At 62.7% G+C, this 18,080-nt stretch carries 16 protein-coding genes and 2 pseudogenes; 9 read left to right on the top strand and 9 right to left on the bottom strand.

Annotated elements, in window-relative coordinates; genetic code table 11:
• Positions 1–29 precede the first annotated feature (29 nt).
• From PMI20_RS02180 to coaBC, 3 genes and pseudogenes are all read right to left on the bottom strand, one after another.
• A pseudogene (locus tag PMI20_RS02180) lies at positions 30–1,433 on the bottom strand (phosphomannomutase/phosphoglucomutase); the annotation flags it as partial.
• A gap of 250 nt (positions 1,434–1,683) precedes the next feature.
• On the bottom strand, positions 1,684–2,139 hold the full coding sequence (gene dut / locus PMI20_RS02175; protein ID WP_007921118.1) for a dUTP diphosphatase: 456 nt from the start codon (positions 2,137–2,139) through the stop codon (positions 1,684–1,686).
• A 5-nt stretch (positions 2,140–2,144) separates the two neighbouring features.
• On the bottom strand, positions 2,145–3,353 hold the full coding sequence (gene coaBC, locus PMI20_RS02170) for a bifunctional phosphopantothenoylcysteine decarboxylase/phosphopantothenate--cysteine ligase CoaBC (protein WP_007921117.1): 1,209 nt from the start codon (positions 3,351–3,353) through the stop codon (positions 2,145–2,147).
• A 131-nt stretch (positions 3,354–3,484) separates the two neighbouring features.
• On the opposite strand from coaBC, the gene radC reads away from it, so the two are divergent.
• Positions 3,485–4,159, top strand: coding sequence for a RadC family protein (radC, locus tag PMI20_RS02165; RefSeq protein ID WP_007921116.1), 675 nt, complete (start codon positions 3,485–3,487; stop codon positions 4,157–4,159).
• Between the two features lie 8 nt (positions 4,160–4,167).
• Here radC and PMI20_RS02160 read toward each other — a convergent pair whose 3' ends face one another.
• Positions 4,168–5,757: an ABC transporter substrate-binding protein gene (locus tag PMI20_RS02160; protein WP_007921115.1), complete on the bottom strand. Its 1,590-nt coding sequence runs from the start codon at positions 5,755–5,757 to the stop codon at positions 4,168–4,170.
• Between the two features lie 546 nt (positions 5,758–6,303).
• On the opposite strand from PMI20_RS02160, the gene rpmB reads away from it, so the two are divergent.
• Both rpmB and rpmG read left to right on the top strand, forming a co-directional pair.
• Complete coding sequence (gene rpmB / locus PMI20_RS02155) at positions 6,304–6,537, top strand: 50S ribosomal protein L28 (protein WP_007921114.1); 234 nt, start codon at positions 6,304–6,306, stop codon at positions 6,535–6,537.
• Between the two features lie 11 nt (positions 6,538–6,548).
• Entirely contained in the window at positions 6,549–6,704 is a 156-nt protein-coding gene (gene rpmG / locus PMI20_RS02150; RefSeq protein WP_003177274.1) for a 50S ribosomal protein L33, read from the top strand.
• Positions 6,705–6,762: 58 nt separating this feature from the next.
• On the opposite strand, the gene PMI20_RS02145 is transcribed toward rpmG, so the two are convergent.
• Complete coding sequence (locus tag PMI20_RS02145) at positions 6,763–7,125, bottom strand: cupin domain-containing protein (protein ID WP_007921102.1); 363 nt, start codon at positions 7,123–7,125, stop codon at positions 6,763–6,765.
• Between the two features lie 235 nt (positions 7,126–7,360).
• Here PMI20_RS02145 and PMI20_RS02140 point away from each other — a divergent pair, with 235 nt between their 5' ends.
• Together PMI20_RS02140 and PMI20_RS02135 are read left to right on the top strand one after the other, a co-directional pair.
• The gene (locus PMI20_RS02140) at positions 7,361–8,854 is read left to right on the top strand and encodes an aldehyde dehydrogenase (RefSeq protein WP_007921100.1); all 1,494 of its coding nucleotides are present in this window, start codon (positions 7,361–7,363) and stop codon (positions 8,852–8,854) included.
• 142 nt (positions 8,855–8,996) lie between these two features.
• Positions 8,997–10,144 (top strand): annotated as a pseudogene (locus PMI20_RS02135) (MFS transporter).
• Positions 10,145–10,235: 91 nt separating this feature from the next.
• Here the strand turns inward: PMI20_RS02135 and PMI20_RS02130 are convergent.
• Both PMI20_RS02130 and PMI20_RS02125 read right to left on the bottom strand, forming a co-directional pair.
• Positions 10,236–11,774, bottom strand: coding sequence for a phospholipase D family protein (locus PMI20_RS02130; RefSeq protein ID WP_007921096.1), 1,539 nt, complete (start codon positions 11,772–11,774; stop codon positions 10,236–10,238).
• Between the two features lie 90 nt (positions 11,775–11,864).
• On the bottom strand, positions 11,865–13,295 hold the full coding sequence (locus PMI20_RS02125; RefSeq protein ID WP_007921095.1) for an aminotransferase-like domain-containing protein: 1,431 nt from the start codon (positions 13,293–13,295) through the stop codon (positions 11,865–11,867).
• A gap of 180 nt (positions 13,296–13,475) precedes the next feature.
• Between PMI20_RS02125 and PMI20_RS02120 the strand changes: the two genes are divergently transcribed.
• The gene (locus PMI20_RS02120) at positions 13,476–13,721 is read left to right on the top strand and encodes a DUF1127 domain-containing protein (RefSeq protein WP_007921094.1); all 246 of its coding nucleotides are present in this window, start codon (positions 13,476–13,478) and stop codon (positions 13,719–13,721) included.
• A 107-nt stretch (positions 13,722–13,828) separates the two neighbouring features.
• On the opposite strand, the gene PMI20_RS02115 is transcribed toward PMI20_RS02120, so the two are convergent.
• On the bottom strand, positions 13,829–15,142 hold the full coding sequence (locus tag PMI20_RS02115) for an NAD(P)/FAD-dependent oxidoreductase (protein WP_007932447.1): 1,314 nt from the start codon (positions 15,140–15,142) through the stop codon (positions 13,829–13,831).
• Between the two features lie 148 nt (positions 15,143–15,290).
• Here PMI20_RS02115 and PMI20_RS02110 point away from each other — a divergent pair, with 148 nt between their 5' ends.
• On the top strand, positions 15,291–15,644 hold the full coding sequence (locus tag PMI20_RS02110; protein ID WP_007932445.1) for a YkgJ family cysteine cluster protein: 354 nt from the start codon (positions 15,291–15,293) through the stop codon (positions 15,642–15,644).
• 124 nt (positions 15,645–15,768) lie between these two features.
• On the opposite strand, the gene PMI20_RS02105 is transcribed toward PMI20_RS02110, so the two are convergent.
• Positions 15,769–16,257 carry an Lrp/AsnC ligand binding domain-containing protein gene (locus PMI20_RS02105; protein ID WP_007932443.1) on the bottom strand — a complete coding sequence of 163 codons (489 nt, stop codon included), beginning with the start codon at positions 16,255–16,257 and terminating at the stop codon, positions 15,769–15,771.
• Between the two features lie 156 nt (positions 16,258–16,413).
• On the opposite strand from PMI20_RS02105, the gene dadA reads away from it, so the two are divergent.
• Positions 16,414–17,715, top strand: coding sequence for a D-amino acid dehydrogenase (gene dadA / locus PMI20_RS02100; protein WP_007932434.1), 1,302 nt, complete (start codon positions 16,414–16,416; stop codon positions 17,713–17,715).
• Positions 17,687–18,040: a RidA family protein gene (locus PMI20_RS02095; RefSeq protein WP_007932432.1), complete on the top strand. Its 354-nt coding sequence runs from the start codon at positions 17,687–17,689 to the stop codon at positions 18,038–18,040. The genes dadA and PMI20_RS02095 overlap by 29 nt, the downstream gene beginning before the upstream one ends.
• Positions 18,041–18,080 lie beyond the last annotated feature (40 nt).

The following is an 18,080-nucleotide window of genomic DNA, read 5'->3' as shown; positions in this document are numbered from 1 at the left end:
GGCACTTCAATAAAGGCGCTTGAAGAAAATCAAAACGGTAGTTGGAGGTCAGGTGCAACACGTTTCAGCTGGGTGTGGAACACATCCTTGATGCGCTGCAGTTCGGCTTCGTCATCGGCTTCGAAGCGCAGTACCAACACCGGCGTGGTGTTGGAGGCGCGAACCAGGCCCCAGCCTTTGGGGTAGTCGACTCGTACGCCGTCGATGGTGGTCAGGTCGGCGCCTTCGCCCCATTGCGCGTCGTGCAGCGCATCAATGATGCTGAATTTGCTCTCTTCGGTCACATGGATATTGATTTCCGGCGTAGAAATATCGTTCGGGAAGGTGGCGAACAGCTCTTCCGCGTTGGATTTTTCCTTGCTGAGGATCTCCAGCAGCCGCGCGGCGCTGTAGATACCGTCGTCGAAACCGAACCAGCGTTCCTTGAAGAACACATGCCCGCTCATTTCACCGGCCAGCAACGCACCGGTCTGCTTCATTTTCTTTTTGATCAGCGAGTGACCGGTCTTCCACATGAGTGGGCGACCGCCGTATTCCTTGATCAGCGGGATCAGGCGGCGGGTGCATTTGACGTCGAAGATGATCTCCGCGCCCGGGTTGCGCGCTACGACATCTTTGGCGAACAGCATCAACAGGCGATCGGGGAAGACGATGCTGCCGGTGTTGGTCACGACGCCAACGCGGTCGCCGTCACCGTCGAAGGCCAGGCCGATATCGGCGTTGGTCTCGGCGACCTTGGCGATCAGGTCTTCCAGGTTCTCGGGCTTGCCCGGGTCCGGGTGGTGGTTGGGGAAGTTGCCGTCCACTTCGCAGAACAGCGGGATGACTTCGCAATTCAGCGCTTCGATCAGCTGAGGCGCGATGACGCCGGCCGCGCCGTTGCCGCAATCGACCACCACTTTCAGGCGACGGGCGAGTTTGACGTCGGCAGTGATTTCCTTGCCGTAGCGATCGAGGATGTCGACCTTGGTGATGCTGCCCTGGCCGCTGCTCAGGTTGTTGGTCTTGAGGCGATCGTGCAGGGCCTGGATCTGTTCGTTGGCCAGGGTGTCGCCGGCAATGACGATCTTGAAGCCGTTGTAGTTCGACGGGTTGTGGCTACCGGTCAGCATCACCCCGGATTTGCCAGCCAGCACATTGGCCGCGTAATACAGCGCCGGTGTCGGTACCAGGCCGACATCGCTGACGTGGCAACCACTGTCGTGCAGGCCCTGGATCAGTTGCGCCACCAGCTCGGGGCCGGACAGGCGACCGTCACGGCCTACGCAAACGTTGGGTTCGCCCTGGGCCAGGCTCTCGGAGCCAATGGCGCGACCGATCCAGTAGGCGGTTTCAGCGTTCAGGGTTTCCGGAACGGTTCCGCGAATGTCGTAAGCGCGAAAGATGCTTTCAGGGAACTTGGGTACGACTTGGGCTGCATTGCTCATCACTGGGGGTGCTCCGTCTAAAAGGGGGCAGGACAGGCCGGAATACTGACCGGAAGGCTCAAACTGAAGGGTATGACGGCGTTTTTGCCCTTGGGTTCATGGTGCAAAAATGCCATCTGATGAGCGTCAGCTCTTTTTCGATCACCTGTGCCGTGATTCCGGGTGGTCAAGTCCGCGAATAAACTTGCTGAGTGTTCGTGCTGAAACGCAGCCTACCAATCTTAGGCGAGCCGCTGGCGCGGCCCGGATTTTTTGTTCAATGGCTGCCGGAGTGACCGAAACCGCCCGCGCCGCGCTGGCTTTCGTCGAAGGCTTCGACCACTTCGAAGTGCGCCTGGACCACGGGTACCAGAACCAACTGGGCAATGCGTTCGCCCACCGCGATGTTGAAGGCGGTCTGGCCACGGTTCCAGCAGGAAACCATGAGTTCGCCCTGGTAATCGGAGTCGATCAGGCCGACCAGGTTGCCCAGGACGATGCCGTGCTTGTGACCCAGGCCGGAGCGCGGCAGGATCAGCGCGGCGAGGCCTGGGTCGCCGATGTAGATGGACAGGCCGGTAGGAATCAGCAGGGTCTGGCCCGGTTCCAGGAGGGTGTCCTGCTTGAGCATGGCGCGCAGATCGAGGCCGGCGGAGCCTGGCGTGGCGTACTGCGGCAGGGGGAATTCGTTGCCGATGCGTGGGTCGAGGATCTTGGCTTGTAAAGCGTGCATGCGAGTTAAACCTGGTTCAGCCGTTCGGCGATGAAAGAGATCAGTTGGCGGGCAATCTTGCCCTTGCTGGTCTGGGCGAAGAGAGTTGCGTGCAACTCCCGGTCAATCACGCTGCAGGCGTTTTCCTCACTGTTGAAGCCAATGCTCGGGTTGGCCACGTCGTTGGCGACGATCAGGTCGAGGTTCTTGTCTTTGAGTTTGCGTGCAGCGTAGTCGAGCAAGTGTTCGGTTTCAGCGGCGAAGCCGACGCTGAACGGACGGTCGGGGCGGGTGGCGATGGTGGCCAGGATGTCCGGGTTGCGCACCATCTGCAGCAGCAGGCCGTCGCCGTTCGTAGGGTCTTTCTTCAATTTCTGTGGGGCGACGACTTCCGGGCGGTAGTCCGCGACCGCGGCCGAGGCGATGAACAGGTCGCACGGGATGGCGGCCTCGCAGGCGGCGAGCATGTCGCGGGCACTGACCACGTCGATCCGGGTCACGCGATCCGGGGTCGGCAGGTGCACGGGACCGGTGATCAGGGTGACCCGGGCACCGGCTTCGACCGCGGCTTCGGCCAGGGCAAAGCCCATTTTTCCGGAGCTGTGGTTGGTGATGTAGCGCACCGGGTCGATGTTTTCCTGGGTCGGGCCGGCGGTAATCAGCACGTGTTTGCCGGTCAGCGCCAGATGCTGGAAGCAGTCGGCGGCGCACAGCGCCAGATCGTTGGCCTCGAGCATGCGGCCCAGGCCGACGTCGCCACAGGCCTGGCTGCCGGAAGCCGGGCCGAAGACCTTCAGGCCACGGCTTTGCAGCAGTTGGGTGTTGGCCTGGGTAGCCGGGTCGCGCCACATGGCCTGGTTCATGGCCGGGGCGATGGCGACGGTGGCGTCGGTGGCCAGGACCAGGGTGGTCAGCAGGTCGTCGGCGATGCCTTGGGCCAGGCGGGCGATCAGGTCGGCGGTGGCCGGGGCGATCAGCACCAGGTCGGCCCATTTGGCCAGTTCGATATGGCCCATGGCGGCTTCGGCCGCGGGGTCGAGCAGGTCCAGGTGGACCGGGTGCCCGGACAGGGCCTGCATGGTCAGCGGGGTGATGAATTCACTGCCGCCACGGGTCATGACCACACGCACTTCCGCGCCGTGGTCGAGGAGTCGGCGAACCAGCTCGGCGCTCTTATAGGCAGCGATGCCGCCGCCGACGCCGAGAACGATGCGTTTCCGATACAGCCGCTGCATAGGCCTGCCTTTCAGTTCAATGATTGCTGCGTGTAACACCCCCTCCCCAGGGGAAATTCCACGCAAAAAGATGGGCTAAGATAGCACAGCGACCGCTATGGAACAGCGGCGCCCACACACATGGAGGTGCTATGAGCATTCGCGACTGGCCTGCGGCGGAGCGCCCGCGGGAGAAGCTTCTCGAGCAGGGCGCGCTGGCCCTTTCCGACGCCGAATTGCTGGCGATTTTCCTGCGCACCGGGGTCGCCGGAAAAAGCGCGGTCGACCTGGCGCGACACCTGTTGCATCAGTTCGGCAGCCTGCGTGGCCTGCTCGAGGCGGACCAATTGACCTTCAGTCGGCAGCTTGGCTTGGGCCCGGCCAAGTTCGCGCAATTGCAGGCGGTGCTGGAAATGGCACGGCGGCATCTGGCGGAAAAACTCAGTCGCAATTCGGTGCTGGAAAGCCCGGTGGCGGTCCGCGACTACCTCAAGGCGATGTTGCGCCATGAACCGCATGAGGTCTTCGGTTGCCTGTTTCTCGACTCCAAGCACCGGGTGCTGGCGTTCGAGGCGTTGTTCCAGGGTTCCATCAACACCACCAGCGTCTATCCGCGGCAAGTGGTCAAGCGTGCCCTGGCGCACAACGCGGCCGCGCTGATCCTGTGCCACAACCATCCTTCGGGCGTTTCCGAGCCGAGCCAGGCGGATCGGGTGCTGACCCGCAGGCTCACGGAGGCGCTGGACCTGGTGGATGTGCGCGTACTCGACCATTTCATCGTCGGCGAGGGCGAGCCGCTGTCGATGGCCGAGTACGGCTGGATGTAGCTCGCGGCTCAGGGCTTGAGGCTGACCTTCGAGTAGTCCTGGCGACCGAACGGGCTGACCTGATACCCATGGACATCCTTGCGCGTCAGGGCGAAGGCGGTCGGGTGGGCAAGCGGTAGCCACAGGGCCTGCTGCTGGATCTGGGTTTGCGCCTGCTGGTAAAGCTTGCTGCGCACGCCCTGCTCGGTGGTGGTCTTGCCGGCGGTGATCAGCTTGTCCAGGCCGGGGTCGCAGTAGCGGGCGAAGTTGGTCCCGGACTTCACCGCCGCGCAGGTGAACTGCGGGGTGAGGAAGTTATCCGGATCGCCGTTGTCGCCGGCCCAGCCCATGAACAGCAGGTCGTGCTCGCCGGCCTTGGCCCGACGGATCAGTTCGCCCCATTCGATCACGCGGATCTCCGCCTGGATCCCGACTTGTGCCAAGTCTGCTTGCAGCTGTTGCGCGCCCAGGCTCGGGTTGGGGTTCAACAAACTACCGGAAGGGCGGGTCCAGATCGTGGTCTGGAAGCCGTCTTTCAGGCCGGCCTTGGCCAGCAATTGGCGGGCCTTCGCCGGATCATGGGCGTAACCCGGCAGCTCCTTGGCGTAGCTCCAGGTGTTGGGCGGGAAGGGGCCGTTGGCGGGTTCGGCGGTATTTTCGAAGACCGCTTTCAGGTAGTTGGCCTTGTCGAAGGCGAGGTTGATGGCCTGGCGTACTTCAGGTTTGTCCAGCGGTGGGTGCTGGCTGTTGATGGCGACGAACGCGGTCATGAAGGCCGCGGTTTTCTCGACCTTGAGCGCAGGCTCCTCAAGCGCGGCGGTCACGTCCAGCGGCTTGGGCGACAGGGCGATCTGGCATTCGTTGCGGCGCAGCTTCTGCAGGCGCACGTTGGCGTCCGGGGTGATGGCGAAGATCAGCGAATCCACCGCCGGCTTGCCGGCAAAATAGTCGGGGTTGGCCTTGTAGCGGATCGATGCGTCCTTCTGGAAGCGGCCGAACACGAAGGGGCCGGTGCCGATCGGCTGGCTGTTGAGCTTGTCCTGGGTGCCGGCTTTGAGCAACTGGTCGGCGTATTCGGCGGAGTAGATCGACGCAAACCCCATGCTCAGGGTGGCGAGGAAGGTCGAATCGGCGTGGTCGAGGGTGAAGCGCAGGGTCAGCGGATCCAGGGCGTCGATCTTCTTGATCAGCGCCGGCAGCTGCAGCGACTGGGCATGGGGATAGCCGCTCTGCGCCACTTTATGCCAGGGGTTGGCCGGGTCGAGCATGCGGTCGAAGCTGAACTTCACGTCTTCGGCGGTCAGCTCGCGGCTCGGATTGAAATACGCGGTGCGATGAAACTTCACTTTCGGGTGCAGCTTGAACACATAGGTCAGGCCGTCGGCCGAGACTTCCCAGCTGTCGGCCAGGCTCGGTACCACCTTGCCGCTGCTGGCGTCGAACTCCACCAGGCGATTCATCAGCACGTCGGCCGAGGCGTTGGTGGTGGTCAGCGAGTTGTACTGCACTACGTCGAAACCTTCCGGGCTGGCCTCGGTGCACACGCTTAATGCGGCGGCGTGGGCCAGCGGGCTCAGAAGAAGAGGGGCGAACAGGAGCGGGAGGGCAGCGAGGCGCATGTTTGGCTTCCTTTGCAGATCGAAGGCCCATCTGCGAGTGCAGTCTGGAAAAAGGCTTACCCTAGTGGCCCCGTTGAAAAATGACTATCCCCTTTTTTCGCTCGTGGGCCGGATACGTTGGCATTTATTGCAGCGTCGAGCCTGTTGGCGGCCGGCAGTCATGGCCACATTAGGCATAAATTGACAGAGGTTTTTTCCATATATTGACGTGGAACGAGCGGTGCGGTGGCTGTGCATGGTGATTCTGCCGCTTGTTTCACCCACGCAGAATTTATTCTGCGACGAGCGGTCAGCCATGGCGCCAGCCTTTGGTGCAGGCATCCGGAGCAAGAAAACAGGGACTTTTCGAAATCCAAAGCACACCGGCTGTTGTTGCTACGGGGTCTTTCTGGTATAAAGCAGCGCTCTTTTCTAGGGGCCCGGTTCCTTCGCTTGTAGGTGTAGCCGGTAAGACCCTAAAGAAACGCGGCGCCTGGCGCCAAATGACTGAGAGATTAAGCGGCCAACCCATGCCGGGTTGGGCATGTGGTTTTAGAGGGCTGAGGCATGTCGAGAGTCTGTCAAGTTACCGGTAAGGGTCCGGTGACTGGGAATAACATTTCCCACGCAAACAACAAAACCCGTCGTCGTTTCCTGCCGAACCTGCAGCATCACCGCTTCTGGGTTGAGTCCGAGAAACGTTTTGTGCGTCTGCGCGTATCTGCCAAAGGCATGCGTATCATCGACAAGCGTGGCATTGATGTCGTGCTGGCCGAACTTCGTCGCGATGGCAAGGTTTAAGGGAGCTAATCATGCGTGAATTGATTCGTTTGATTTCGAGCGCCGGTACTGGTCACTTCTACACTACCGACAAGAACAAGCGCACTACTCCGGACAAAATCGAGATCAAGAAATATGATCCGGTTGTTCGTAAGCACGTGATCTACAAGGAAGGCAAAATCAAGTAATTGATTTTTCTTCTGACAAAAAAACCCGCCTTCAAGCGGGTTTTTTTGTGCCTGCGATTCAGGCTTTCGGTTCGAAGATCACATAGATCTTGCGGCACGGTTCCAGCACCTCCCAGGTGCCGCGAAAGCCTGCGGGAATGACGAAGCGATCGCCGGCGCGCAAGGTCTTGGCATTGCCTTCGCCGTCACGCAGGACCGAAACCCCCTGCACGATCTCGCAGTACTCGTGCTCGGTGTAGTTCACCGTCCACTGGCCGATCGCGCCTTCCCACACCCCGGCGTTCATCTGGCCGCACGGACTGTTGTAGTGGTTGAACACGGTTTGCTCAGGGTCGCCCTTGAGGACTTTTTCCTGGGCGGGGCGATACCGCTCGGCCGCAGTGTTGGCCTGATTGAAGTCGACGATGTCCTGGATGCTCATGCTGGTATTCCCCCCTGATTGCGCTGCGAATGGCTGGAAAGCCCAAAGTCTATGTTTATTAAAATGAACATAGCAATGGCGTTTTCCTGGCCGCTGTCAAATATATTGAAACTTCGGGTGCCGCTGGTTTAGGGTGGCGAATGCCATGGGCCGAAGCAGGCTGGCCGGGCAGAATTCCTGAAGGTGCCGGCATCGATCGCGTGGCGCCTGTATCCAACAAGAGGAGGACACTCGCATGACCACCCTGACTCGAGCCGATTGGGAGCAACGCGCCCGCGAGCTGAAAATCGAAGGCCGCGCCTACATCAATGGCGAATACACCGCCGCCGTTTCCAACGAAACCTTCGAATGCATCAGCCCGGTCGATGGCCGTCTGCTGGCGAGTATTGCCAGCTGTGACGCCGCCGACGCGCAACGTGCCGTGGAAAACGCCCGCGCCACTTTCAATTCCGGTGTCTGGTCGCGCCTGGCGCCGGCCAAGCGTAAAGCCACCATGATTCGTTTTGCCGGCCTGCTGAAGAAGCATGCCGAAGAACTGGCCCTGCTCGAAACCCTGGACATGGGCAAGCCGATCAGCGACTCGCTGGGTATCGACGTTCCTGGCGCGGCGCAAGCGCTGAGCTGGAGCGGCGAAGCCATCGACAAGATCTACGACGAAGTCGCCGCCACGCCCCACGACCAACTGGGCCTGGTGACTCGCGAGCCGGTGGGCGTGGTCGGCGCCATCGTGCCGTGGAACTTCCCGTTGATGATGGCCTGCTGGAAGCTCGGGCCGGCGCTGTCCACCGGTAACTCGGTGATCCTCAAGCCGTCGGAAAAATCGCCGCTGACCGCTATCCGCATCGCCGCGCTGGCTGTCGAGGCCGGGATCCCGGCGGGCGTGCTCAACGTGCTGCCAGGTTATGGCCACACCGTGGGCAAGGCCCTGGCCCTGCACATGGACGTCGATACCCTGGTGTTCACCGGTTCGACCAAGATCGCCAAGCAGTTGATGGTCTACTCCGGCGAATCGAACATGAAGCGCGTCTGGCTGGAGGCGGGCGGCAAGAGCCCGAATATCGTGTTCGCCGATGCCCCGGACCTGCAGGCAGCGGCCGAATCCGCGGCCAGCGCGATAGCCTTCAACCAGGGCGAAGTCTGCACCGCCGGTTCGCGCCTGCTGGTGGAGCGTTCGATCAAGGATAAATTCCTGCCGCTGGTGATCGAGGCCCTCAAGGCCTGGAAACCGGGCAACCCGCTGGACCCGGCCACCAACGTCGGCGCGCTGGTGGATACCCAGCAGATGAACACCGTGCTGTCGTACATCGAGTCCGGTCATGCCGACGGCGCCAAGCTGGTGGTGGGCGGCAAGCGCACCCTGCAGGAAACCGGCGGGACCTACGTTGAGCCGACCATCTTCGACGGTGTCAGCAACGCAATGAAGATCGCCCAGGAAGAGATCTTCGGCCCGGTGCTCTCGGTCATCGCCTTCGACACCGTGGAAGAAGCCATCCAGATTGCCAACGACACGCCTTATGGCCTGGCCGCGGCGGTATGGACGGCCAATATCTCCAAGGCTCACCTGACCGCCAAGGCTCTGCGGGCCGGCAGTGTCTGGGTCAACCAGTATGACGGCGGCGACATGACCGCGCCCTTCGGCGGCTTCAAGCAGTCGGGCAACGGTCGTGACAAGTCGTTGCACGCGTTCGACAAGTACACCGAACTGAAGGCGACCTGGATCAAGCTGTAATTCAAGGGGCGCGGATATCGGGCGTCTGAACAGACGCCACCCCGCGCACCGTTACCCGATCCATATCGCAGCCGGACTTTCCGCAGGGGAGGTCCGGCTGCGTTGTCTCTGTATTAAAAAAACCATCCACAGGAGCGTGGAAATGCGCTGGGCAACTTATTTCGCCGTTTGGCGGCTGTCCTGAGTGTGGGGCTGGCCTTGGGCGTGAGCATGCCGCTGGTGTCGTTCCGCCTGGAGAGCTGGGGGTATGGGCCCTTTGCAATCGGCGTGATGGCCTCGATGCCGGCGATTGGCGTCTTGCTCGGGGCGAAGGTGTCCAGCCGCCTGGCGGCACGCTTCGGCACGGCGGGGCTGATGCGCCTGTGCCTGTGGGGCGGGGCGATCTCCATTGGCCTGCTGGCGCTGTTGCCGAGTTATCCCCTGTGGCTGGTGCTGCGGCTGATGATCGGCGTGGTGCTGACCATCGTCTTCATCCTCGGCGAAAGCTGGATCAACCAGTTGGTGGTGGAGCAGTGGCGCGGTCGCCTGGTGGCGCTGTATGGCAGTAGCTATGCCTTGAGCCAATTGGCTGGCCCGCTGCTGCTGGGCGCCTTGGGCACCGAGCATGACTACGGTTTCTGGGTGGGCGTCGTGCTGCTGGTGGTGTCTCCCTTGTTGCTGATGGGCCGCAGCGGCGCGCCGAGCAGCGAGTCTTGCAGCGTGACCTTCGGTGATCTGTGGCGCTTCTGTCGTGGCCTGCCGGCCATTGGCTGGGCGGTGGCGCTGTTCGCCGCGTTCGAGGCGATGATCCTGACCCTGTTGCCGGTCTATTGCCTGCGCCAGGGGTTTACCGAGGACATTGCCCTGGCGATGGTCAGCACCGTTGTGGTGGGCGATGCCTTGTTGCAACTGCCCATCGGCGCCCTGGCCGATCGCGTATCGCGGCGCGCCTTGTTCGCCGGCTGCGCGGTAATCCTGCTGCTGTCGAGCCTGGCCATTCCGTTGCTGCTCGACACCCTGCTGATCTGGCCGCTGTGGGTGCTGTTCGGCGCCAGCGCCGGTGGCCTGTTCACCTTGTCGCTGATCCTGATCGGCGAGCGCTACCGCGACGATGCGCTGGTGCGTGCCAATGCCCACGTCGCCCAGCTGTGGGGCATTGGCTGCCTGATCGGGCCGCTGGTGGCGGGGGCGGGCAGCCAGTGGGTCAGCGGGCATGCCTTGCTGTTGCTGATGGCGGCCGGGGCCCTGGGGCTGATTGTGCTGTTGTTGCGCGAAGGCGCGTTTGGCGCGGCCCAGCCACAAACCCTGTAGGAGCGAGGCTTGCCCGCGATAAGGGGCTGACAGTCAACAGCCTGGCTGAGTGTGATTCCGCCATCGCGAGCCAGCTTGTTCCTACAGGCGCTCAGAGCATCCGTTCGAGGCCGATGGTATTGCTCATCCAGGCATTGAAGCGCCGCCACCAGCTGCCAGGCTCGCGGGTCAGGGTGTGCAGTTGCTGGTTGTCTTCGGTGACCCAGACCAGCTTGCCGTCCTGCAGCTTCGCCTCGTAGCTCAGGGCCGGCGCCATGCCTTGCAGCGCCAGGCCGCGAACGCGTTCGGCCAGCTCGGGGCTGTCCACCAGCACCCCGACTTCGGTGTTCCACAGCACCGAGCGCGGGTCGAAATTGAAGGAGCCGATAAAGGATTTCTGGCGGTCGAAAATCATCGCCTTGCTGTGCAGGCTGGAGTCCGAGCCAGGATACGACGCGCTATGGAACAGATGAGGACCGCTGCCGCCGCCGTTACCGGGTTGGCGTCGCAGTTCATAGAGTTTCACGCCGTGTTGCAGCAGCGCCTTGCGATACGGCGCGTAGCCGCCGTGGACCGCCGGCACGTCGGTGGCTTCCAGGGAGTTGGTCAGCAGGCTCACCGCAACCCCGGCGTCGGCACGTCCGGTGAGGTAGACCAGGCCTGGCTGGCCGGGGACGAAATAGGCCGAAACCATCATCAACTCTTTACTGACGCTCTGTAGCTCCGGCGCCAGCTGGGTGGTCAACAGCAGGTGCGGGTCGGGCTCGCCGTTGGACAGGACCTTGCTCGGGGCATCCCACAGCGCCTGGTTCCAGGCCCAGATCAGCTCTTTGCGCCAGACGTCCATGCGTGGCTGGGTCCGATAGGCCTTGAGTTCCTGGAACAGGGCATGCTCCTGCTGCTGGGCGTCGTCCAGCGATTGCTGCAGGCGCAGCCGGGTGTTGGCCAGCTCCCGGGCCGATGGCAGGCGCGACAGAAACTCGCCGATGGGTTTGCTCAGGGCGCTGTTCCAGTACTGGTCGAAGCTGTGCCCGAGCTGCTCGGCCACCGGGCCGAAACCGAGGATGTCGATGTCGGTGAAGTTCAGGTTGGGTTCGGCGTCGAAGTACTCGTCCCCCAGGTTGCGCCCGCCAACGATGGCCGCGCTGTTGTCCGCCAGCCACAGCTTGTTGTGCATGCGTCGATGTTGCAGCGACAGGTTGAACAGACGACCCATGGTACGGGTCACGCCAGTGCTGCGCCCCAGGTGCAGGGGGTTGAACAGGCGGATCTGTATCCGCGGATGGGCGGCGAGGGTGGCCATGATCTGGTCCAGGCCGTCGCTGGTGGTGTCGTCCAGCAGAATGCGGATGCGCACGCCGCGGTCGGCGGCCTTGAGCAGTTCGTCCACCAGCATCCGGGTGCTGATGCCGTCATGGACGATGTAGTACTGCAGGTCGAGGCTGCTTTGGGCGTTGCGGATCAGCTCGGCGCGGGCCATGAAGGCTTCGCTGCTGTCGGACAGCAGGCGAAAGCCCGAGCGTCCCTGATAGGGGGCGGCCTGGGCCTGGATCGAGCGACCGAAGGCCGAGTCGGTGGCCGGCAGTGCCTGGCTGGGCTCGTGAGGCACATCGAGGCTGACGCAGCCGCTCAGGCACAGCGCGATCAGCATAAGGAAGGCCAGGGCCTGTCTGGATCTCAAGTCAGCTCATCTCGAATCGCTGCGATGGTCTAGCTGTGACGCCGGTTTCACAGGAAAAGGTCAGTCCGTTGCGCAATCTTCAGCCAGCAGCTTGATGGCGGCTGCGCCGACTTTGCGCACGGCTTCCTCGATCTGTGCCGTTGGCTTGGCAGCGTAGTTCATCCGCAGGCAGTTGCGGTACTTGCCCGAGGCCGAAAAGATGCTGCCCACGGCAATCTGCACGCCCTGGCCGAGCAGCGCGCGGTTCAGGCGCAGGGTATCGAAACCTTCCGGCAGTTCGACCCACAGCATGAACCCGCCTTGCGGCCGGCTGGCGCGGGTACCCGTGGGGAAATAGCGGCTGACCCAGTCGATCATCAGGTCGCGATTGCGCTGGTACTGGGTGCGCATGCGCCGCAGGTGCGGCTCGAAATTGCCGCTCTTGAGGAACTCGGCGATGGCGATCTGCGGCTGCGGCGCGGTGGAGCCGGTGCTGATGTATTTCATGTGCAGCACTCGTTCCAGATAGCGCCCGGGGGCGACCCAGCCGATGCGCAGGCCCGGCGCCAGGGTCTTGGAGAAGGAGCTGCACAGCAGCACCCGGCCATCGTCGTCGAACGACTTGATGGTCCGCGGGCGCGGGTAGGTGTAGGACAGCTCGCCATACACATCGTCTTCGATGATCGCCACATCGAAGCGCTGGGCCAGGGTCAGCAGGGCCCGCTTGCGCGACTCCGGCATGATATAGCCCAGCGGGTTGTTGCAGTTGGGGGTCAACTGTATGGCCTTGATCGGCCATTGCTCCAGGGCCAGTTCCAGGGCGTCGAGGCTGATGCCGGTGAGTGGGTCGGTGGGGATTTCCAGGGCCTTCATGCCCAGGCCCTTGAGGGTCTGCATGGCGCCGTGGAAGCTCGGCGAGTCGACGGCGACGATATCCCCGGGCTCGCAGGTGGCACGGATGCTGGTGGACAAGGCTTCATGGCAGCCGGTGGTGATCACCAGGTCGTTGGCGCCGAGCTGGCAGCCGGAATCGAGCATCAGCCGCGCCAGCTGTTCACGCAGTTCGTGCACGCCGTAGATGGTGTCGTAATACAGACCGGGCATGTCCTGGCGCCGGCTGATGCGGGCGAGCCCGCGCAGCAGGGGCTTGAGGGTCGGGCTAGTGACGTCGGGCATGCCGCGGCCCAGCTGGACGATGTCCTTGCGCGGCACGCTGCGGATCAGTTCCAGCACCTGGTCCCACTGCGAAATCTCCACCGGCCGCTGCGCCGGGCGACCCACCGCAGGCAGTGCCGGCAGTTCGCGGCTGACCGGCACGAAGTAACCGGACTTGGGCTTGGGCGTCGCCAGGCCGCTGTCTTCCAGCACCCGATAAGCCTGCTGCACGGTGCTCAGGCTGACCCCGTGTTCGACACTCAAGGCCCGTACCGAGGGCAGTCGGTCGCCGGGGCGATAGAAGCCTTGTTCGATACGTGTGCCCAGCAGTTCGGCGAGATTGACATACAGGGTCATGGCGCAGCCTCGGGGTGATTGAATCGGGTAACCAGTACAGATGGCGCAAAATTACAGGATTCAGCCCGGATAGGGGAAATTCTGTATGGAGATAATAGCGGTACTTTGAATCTGTAATGGTTTTTGGCTCCCGTGCATGATGTCTGCTCATAGCGACCCAAGTAAACAGGAGCAGCAAAAATGAACGGCTTGAGCGATGTGCGTCTGTCGTTACACAGTCAGGAACTGGCGGCTGGGCAGGAGCGGGCAGCAGGGGCGACGTCCGTCCACAATGCGCCGTCCGGCCTCGGTCTCTGGGGCCTGTACTGGCATCGACTGCGTACACGCAAGGCACTGCTTGAGCTGACCACCGAACAGTTGCGCGATATCGGCCTGAGTCGCGAACAGGCGCGGCAGGAAGGGCTCAAGCCGTTCTGGCGGCTGTAGCCGCTGGCGCAGCCTGCGATCGGTTGCGCAGCGACCGCAAAAGGCCGCATCCGATTTCCCCGGATGCGGCCTTTTTCATACCTGTCGTGTGGCGGCTATAGATGCCTTCAGACCAGTTCTTTCAACCGATGCCAGAGCATCCCCAGCGCCAGCAGCGGCGAACGCAGGTGCTTGCCGCCCGGGAAGGTGATGTGCGGGACCTGGGCGAACAGATCGAAACCACCGCCCTGCTGGCCGCTGATGGCTTCGGCCAGCAACTTGCCGGCCAGGTGCGTGGCATTCACGCCGTGGCCCGAGTAGGCCTGGGCGTAATACACATTGGGCTGGTCTTTTAGACGGCCGATCTGCGGCAGGCGGTTGGCGCCGATGCCGATCATGCCGCCCCATTGATAGTCGATCTTCACCGCCGCCAGTTGCGGGAACACCTGCAGCATCTTCGGCCGCATGTAAGCGGCAATATCCCGCGGGTCGCGGCCGGAATAGTGGCAGGCGCCGCCGAACAGCAAGCGCCGGTCGGCCGAAAGGCGGTAATAGTCCAGGGCCACCCGCTGGTCACAGACTGCCATGTTCTGCGGCAACAGGGTGTGGGCCAGCTCTTCGCTCAAGGGTTCGGTGGCGATGATGTAACTGCCGGCGGGCAGCACCTTGCCACCCAGTTGCGGGTTGAGATCGTTGAGGTAGGCGTTGCAGCCCAGCACCAGAGTGCTGGCGCGCACTGAGCCCTGGGCGGTATGGACTTTGACCTGCGGCCCGTAATCGATGCGGGTCACGGCCGAGTGTTCGAGCAGGCGCACGCCCAGTTGCTGCGCGACCGCGGCTTCGCCCAGGGCCAGGTTCAGCGGGTGCAGGTGCCCCGAGCCCATGTCGATCAGGCCGCCGACGTAACGGTCGGAACCCACCACGCTGTGCATCTCATGGGCTTGCAGCAGGCGGGTTGCATGGCGATAGCTCAGGTCGCGCAACTCCTGGGCATCTTCGGCGAAACCTTCGAGGTCGCGCGGTTTATTGGCCAGGTCGCAATAACCCCAGGTCAGGTCGCAAGGGATCTGGAAGCGTTCGATACGCTGGCGGACGATTTCCACTGCTTCCAGGCCCATCAGTTTCATCTGGCGTACGCCGTCTTCGCCGATTATTGAGGCGAACTGCTCGAGGCCGTGACCCACTCCGCGAATCAGTTGCCCACCGTTGCGCCCGCTGGCGCCCCAGCCGATCTTGCGCGCTTCCAGCAGAATGACGCTGAGCCCGCGCTCGGCCAGCTCGATCGCGGTGTTGAGCCCGGAGAAGCCGCCGCCGACCACGCATACGTCCGCCTGATGCTCGCCGGCCAGCGCCGGATAATCGGGCTGGGGCAGGCTGCTGGCGGCGTAGTAGGAGGCGGGGTGCGAATGGCCTGGCCCCGACGGCTGAACACGGGTGTTCATGTGGATCATCCTGATTCGTGTGTTTGGAAAATTTGACGGAGCATAAGCCGGACCTTTCCGGCGCGGCAACATTGGTCGGCCAGTGCTGTCTGCCACAAGGCTTTTAGGGCAAAATCGCGGCCTCTCCAGACTCCCGGTAAACGCTTCGATGAGCTGCAACAGCCAGAAAATCCGCACGCTCCGACAGCAGATCCCCTCGTTCGAGTGCGTGCCCGGCTGTCACGACTGCTGTGGTCCGGTCACCACTTCGACCGAAGAGATGTCGCGCCTGCCGCGCAAGACCCGGGCCGAGCAGGACGCGGCGATGGAAGAGCTGAATTGTGTGCACCTGGGGCCCAATGGCTGCACGGTGTATGACGAGCGGCCGCTGATCTGTCGCCTGTTCGGCACCACGCCGAGCCTGCCATGCCCCAATGGCCGGCGCCCGGTGGAGCTGATCCACCCGCGGGTGGAGAAGCAGATCCATGAATACATGGCGAGCACCCGGCAGGTGTTGGTCTGACCCAAAGCAATCGCGGGCAAGCCTCGCTCCTACAGGTTGCACCGGTCCCGTAGGAGCGGCCGGTCCACGCTCGATTGCCCGCGATAGCGATTACCCTGACAACACTGGTCTCGGCTCGTTGCAATCAATCCGGAATCGGTAGGCTCAGGCTCTCTTTCACCTCTTCCATCACGATATAGCTCTTGGATTCGCGCACGTGGGGCAGCTTGAGCAGGATGTCGCCCAGCAGTTTGCGGTACGAGGCCATTTCGGAAATCCGCGCCTTCACCAGATAGTCGAAGTCCCCCGACACCAGGTGGCATTCCAGTACGTGCGGCAGTTTCAGCACGGCGCGGCGGAACTCCTCGAAGGTGTCGCCGGACTTGTAGTCCAGGCTGATTTCGACGAACACCAGCAGGCTACCCTTGAGGTGCTGCGGGTTGAGCCGGGCGTTGTAGCCCATGATGATGCCTTCGCGCTCCAGGCGGCGGACCCGCTCGGTGCACGGCGTGGTCGACAGCCCGACCTTTTCCCCCAGCTCGGTAAAGGAGATGCGCCCATCGGCCTGCAGGATGCGCAGGATATTGCGATCTATCTTGTCCAGCTCACGCTTTGTCTGGTGGTTGGTACGCATAGGGGATGCGCCTCCGTGAAAAGGGTTTTTGCCGAGAATTCTCGCCAAATATAGGCGTTTATATAGTGAAAAGCACTGGCTGTTGCTTTTTATACTGCGCGCATCTTCGCTCTGAATAACAAACGTCAGCGGTTATCCGCGATGAGGGATATGAAAATGCGCGTTCTGGTCTTGGGTAGCGGCGTGATCGGTACCACCAGTGCCTACTATCTGGCCCGTGCCGGTTTCGAAGTGACCGTCGTCGACCGTCAGCCGGCCGTTGCCATGGAAACCAGCTTCGCCAACGCCGGCCAGGTTTCGCCGGGTTACGCCTCGCCCTGGGCCGCGCCGGGCGTGCCGCTCAAGGCCATCAAGTGGTTGCTGCAGCGCCACGCGCCGCTGGCGATCAAGGCCACCGCCGACATCGATCAATACCTGTGGATGGCGCAGATGCTGCGCAACTGCACTGCTGCCCGCTATGCGGTAAACAAGGAGCGCATGGTCCGCCTGTCCGAGTACAGCCGCGACTGCCTCGACGAACTGCGCGTGGAAACCGGCATTGCCTATGAAGGCCGCAGCCTGGGGACCACCCAGCTGTTCCGCACCCAGGCGCAACTGGATGGCGCGGCCAAGGATATCGCCGTGCTCAAGGAATCCGGCGTGCCTTTCGAGCTGCTGGACCGCGAGGGCATCGCCCGCGTCGAGCCGGCCCTGGCCAGCGTGACCGACATCCTGGCCGGCGCCCTGCGCCTGCCGAACGACCAGACTGGCGACTGCCAGATGTTCACCACGCGCCTGGCGCAAATGTGCACCAAGCTGGGTGTGGAATTCCGCTTCGACCAGGACATCCAGCGCCTGGACTTCGCCGGTGACCGCATCAACGGCGTCTGGATCGACGGCAAGCTGGAAACCGCCGACCGCTACGTGCTGGCCCTCGGCAGCTACTCGCCACAACTGCTCAAGCCACTGGGCATCAAGGCCCCGGTGTATCCGCTCAAGGGGTACTCGCTGACCGTGCCGATCACCAACCCGGCCATGGCCCCGACTTCGACCATTCTCGACGAAACCTACAAGGTGGCGATCACCCGTTTCGACAACCGTATTCGCGTTGGCGGCATGGCTGAAATCGCCGGTTTTGACCTCTCGCTGAACCCGCGTCGGCGCGAAACGCTGGAGATGATCGTCAACGATCTTTATCCTCAGGGCGGTGATCTGTCTCAGGCCAGTTTCTGGACCGGCCTGCGTCCCACCACCCCGGACGGCACGCCGATCGTTGGCGCCACGCCGATGCGCAACCTGTTCTTGAACACCGGTCATGGCACGCTTGGCTGGACCATGGCCTGTGGTTCCGGTCGTCTGCTGGCCGATCTGATGGCGAAGAAAAAGCCGCAGATCAGCGCCGAAGGTCTCGATATTTCTCGTTACGGTAATCCTCAGGAGCCTGCAAAACATGCCAATCCAGCGCCAGCTCACCAATGAGCGCATGAGCCAGATCGTCGTCCACAGCGGTACCGTGTATCTGGCCGGGCAAGTCGGCGACGACCTGAACGCGGGGATTGAGCAGCAGACCCGTGAAACCCTCGCCAACATCGAGCGTTTGCTGGACCTGGCCGGCACCGACAAGTCGCGCCTGCTGTCGGTGACCATCTACCTGAAGGACATCGATGCGCACTTCGCCGGGATGAACAGCGTATGGGACCAGTGGCTGCCGAAAGGCGTCGCCCCGGCCCGCGCAACCGTCGAAGCCAAGCTCTGCGAACCGGAAATCCTGGTCGAGTTGTCCGTCGTGGCCGCTCTGCCTTAAGCAAGATCCCTCTCCCGGTGCTGTTAATGGATGGCTCACG

It is taken from the genome of Pseudomonas sp. GM17 (genome assembly GCF_000282175.2).
Classification (GTDB): domain Bacteria; phylum Pseudomonadota; class Gammaproteobacteria; order Pseudomonadales; family Pseudomonadaceae; genus Aquipseudomonas; species Aquipseudomonas chlororaphis.
Note: the sequence above shows the minus strand (reverse complement) of the source record. Positions and strands in the feature narration are given on the sequence as shown.

What these genes read in the sequence shown, in the direction of transcription:
- dut (WP_007921118.1), bottom strand. Translation starts at nt 2,139, where the DNA reads ATGCACGCTTTACAAGCCAAGATCCTCGACCCACGCATCGGCAACGAA.
- coaBC (WP_007921117.1), bottom strand. Translation starts at nt 3,353, where the DNA reads ATGCAGCGGCTGTATCGGAAACGCATCGTTCTCGGCGTCGGCGGCGGC.
- radC (WP_007921116.1), top strand. Translation starts at nt 3,485, where the DNA reads ATGAGCATTCGCGACTGGCCTGCGGCGGAGCGCCCGCGGGAGAAGCTT.
- PMI20_RS02160 (WP_007921115.1), bottom strand. Translation starts at nt 5,757, where the DNA reads ATGCGCCTCGCTGCCCTCCCGCTCCTGTTCGCCCCTCTTCTTCTGAGC.
- rpmB (WP_007921114.1), top strand. Translation starts at nt 6,304, where the DNA reads ATGTCGAGAGTCTGTCAAGTTACCGGTAAGGGTCCGGTGACTGGGAAT.
- rpmG (WP_003177274.1), top strand. Translation starts at nt 6,549, where the DNA reads ATGCGTGAATTGATTCGTTTGATTTCGAGCGCCGGTACTGGTCACTTC.
- PMI20_RS02145 (WP_007921102.1), bottom strand. Translation starts at nt 7,125, where the DNA reads ATGAGCATCCAGGACATCGTCGACTTCAATCAGGCCAACACTGCGGCC.
- PMI20_RS02140 (WP_007921100.1), top strand. Translation starts at nt 7,361, where the DNA reads ATGACCACCCTGACTCGAGCCGATTGGGAGCAACGCGCCCGCGAGCTG.
- PMI20_RS02130 (WP_007921096.1), bottom strand. Translation starts at nt 11,774, where the DNA reads ATGCTGATCGCGCTGTGCCTGAGCGGCTGCGTCAGCCTCGATGTGCCT.
- PMI20_RS02125 (WP_007921095.1), bottom strand. Translation starts at nt 13,295, where the DNA reads ATGACCCTGTATGTCAATCTCGCCGAACTGCTGGGCACACGTATCGAA.
- PMI20_RS02120 (WP_007921094.1), top strand. Translation starts at nt 13,476, where the DNA reads ATGAACGGCTTGAGCGATGTGCGTCTGTCGTTACACAGTCAGGAACTG.
- PMI20_RS02115 (WP_007932447.1), bottom strand. Translation starts at nt 15,142, where the DNA reads ATGAACACCCGTGTTCAGCCGTCGGGGCCAGGCCATTCGCACCCCGCC.
- PMI20_RS02110 (WP_007932445.1), top strand. Translation starts at nt 15,291, where the DNA reads ATGAGCTGCAACAGCCAGAAAATCCGCACGCTCCGACAGCAGATCCCC.
- PMI20_RS02105 (WP_007932443.1), bottom strand. Translation starts at nt 16,257, where the DNA reads ATGCGTACCAACCACCAGACAAAGCGTGAGCTGGACAAGATAGATCGC.
- dadA (WP_007932434.1), top strand. Translation starts at nt 16,414, where the DNA reads ATGCGCGTTCTGGTCTTGGGTAGCGGCGTGATCGGTACCACCAGTGCC.
- PMI20_RS02095 (WP_007932432.1), top strand. Translation starts at nt 17,687, where the DNA reads ATGCCAATCCAGCGCCAGCTCACCAATGAGCGCATGAGCCAGATCGTC.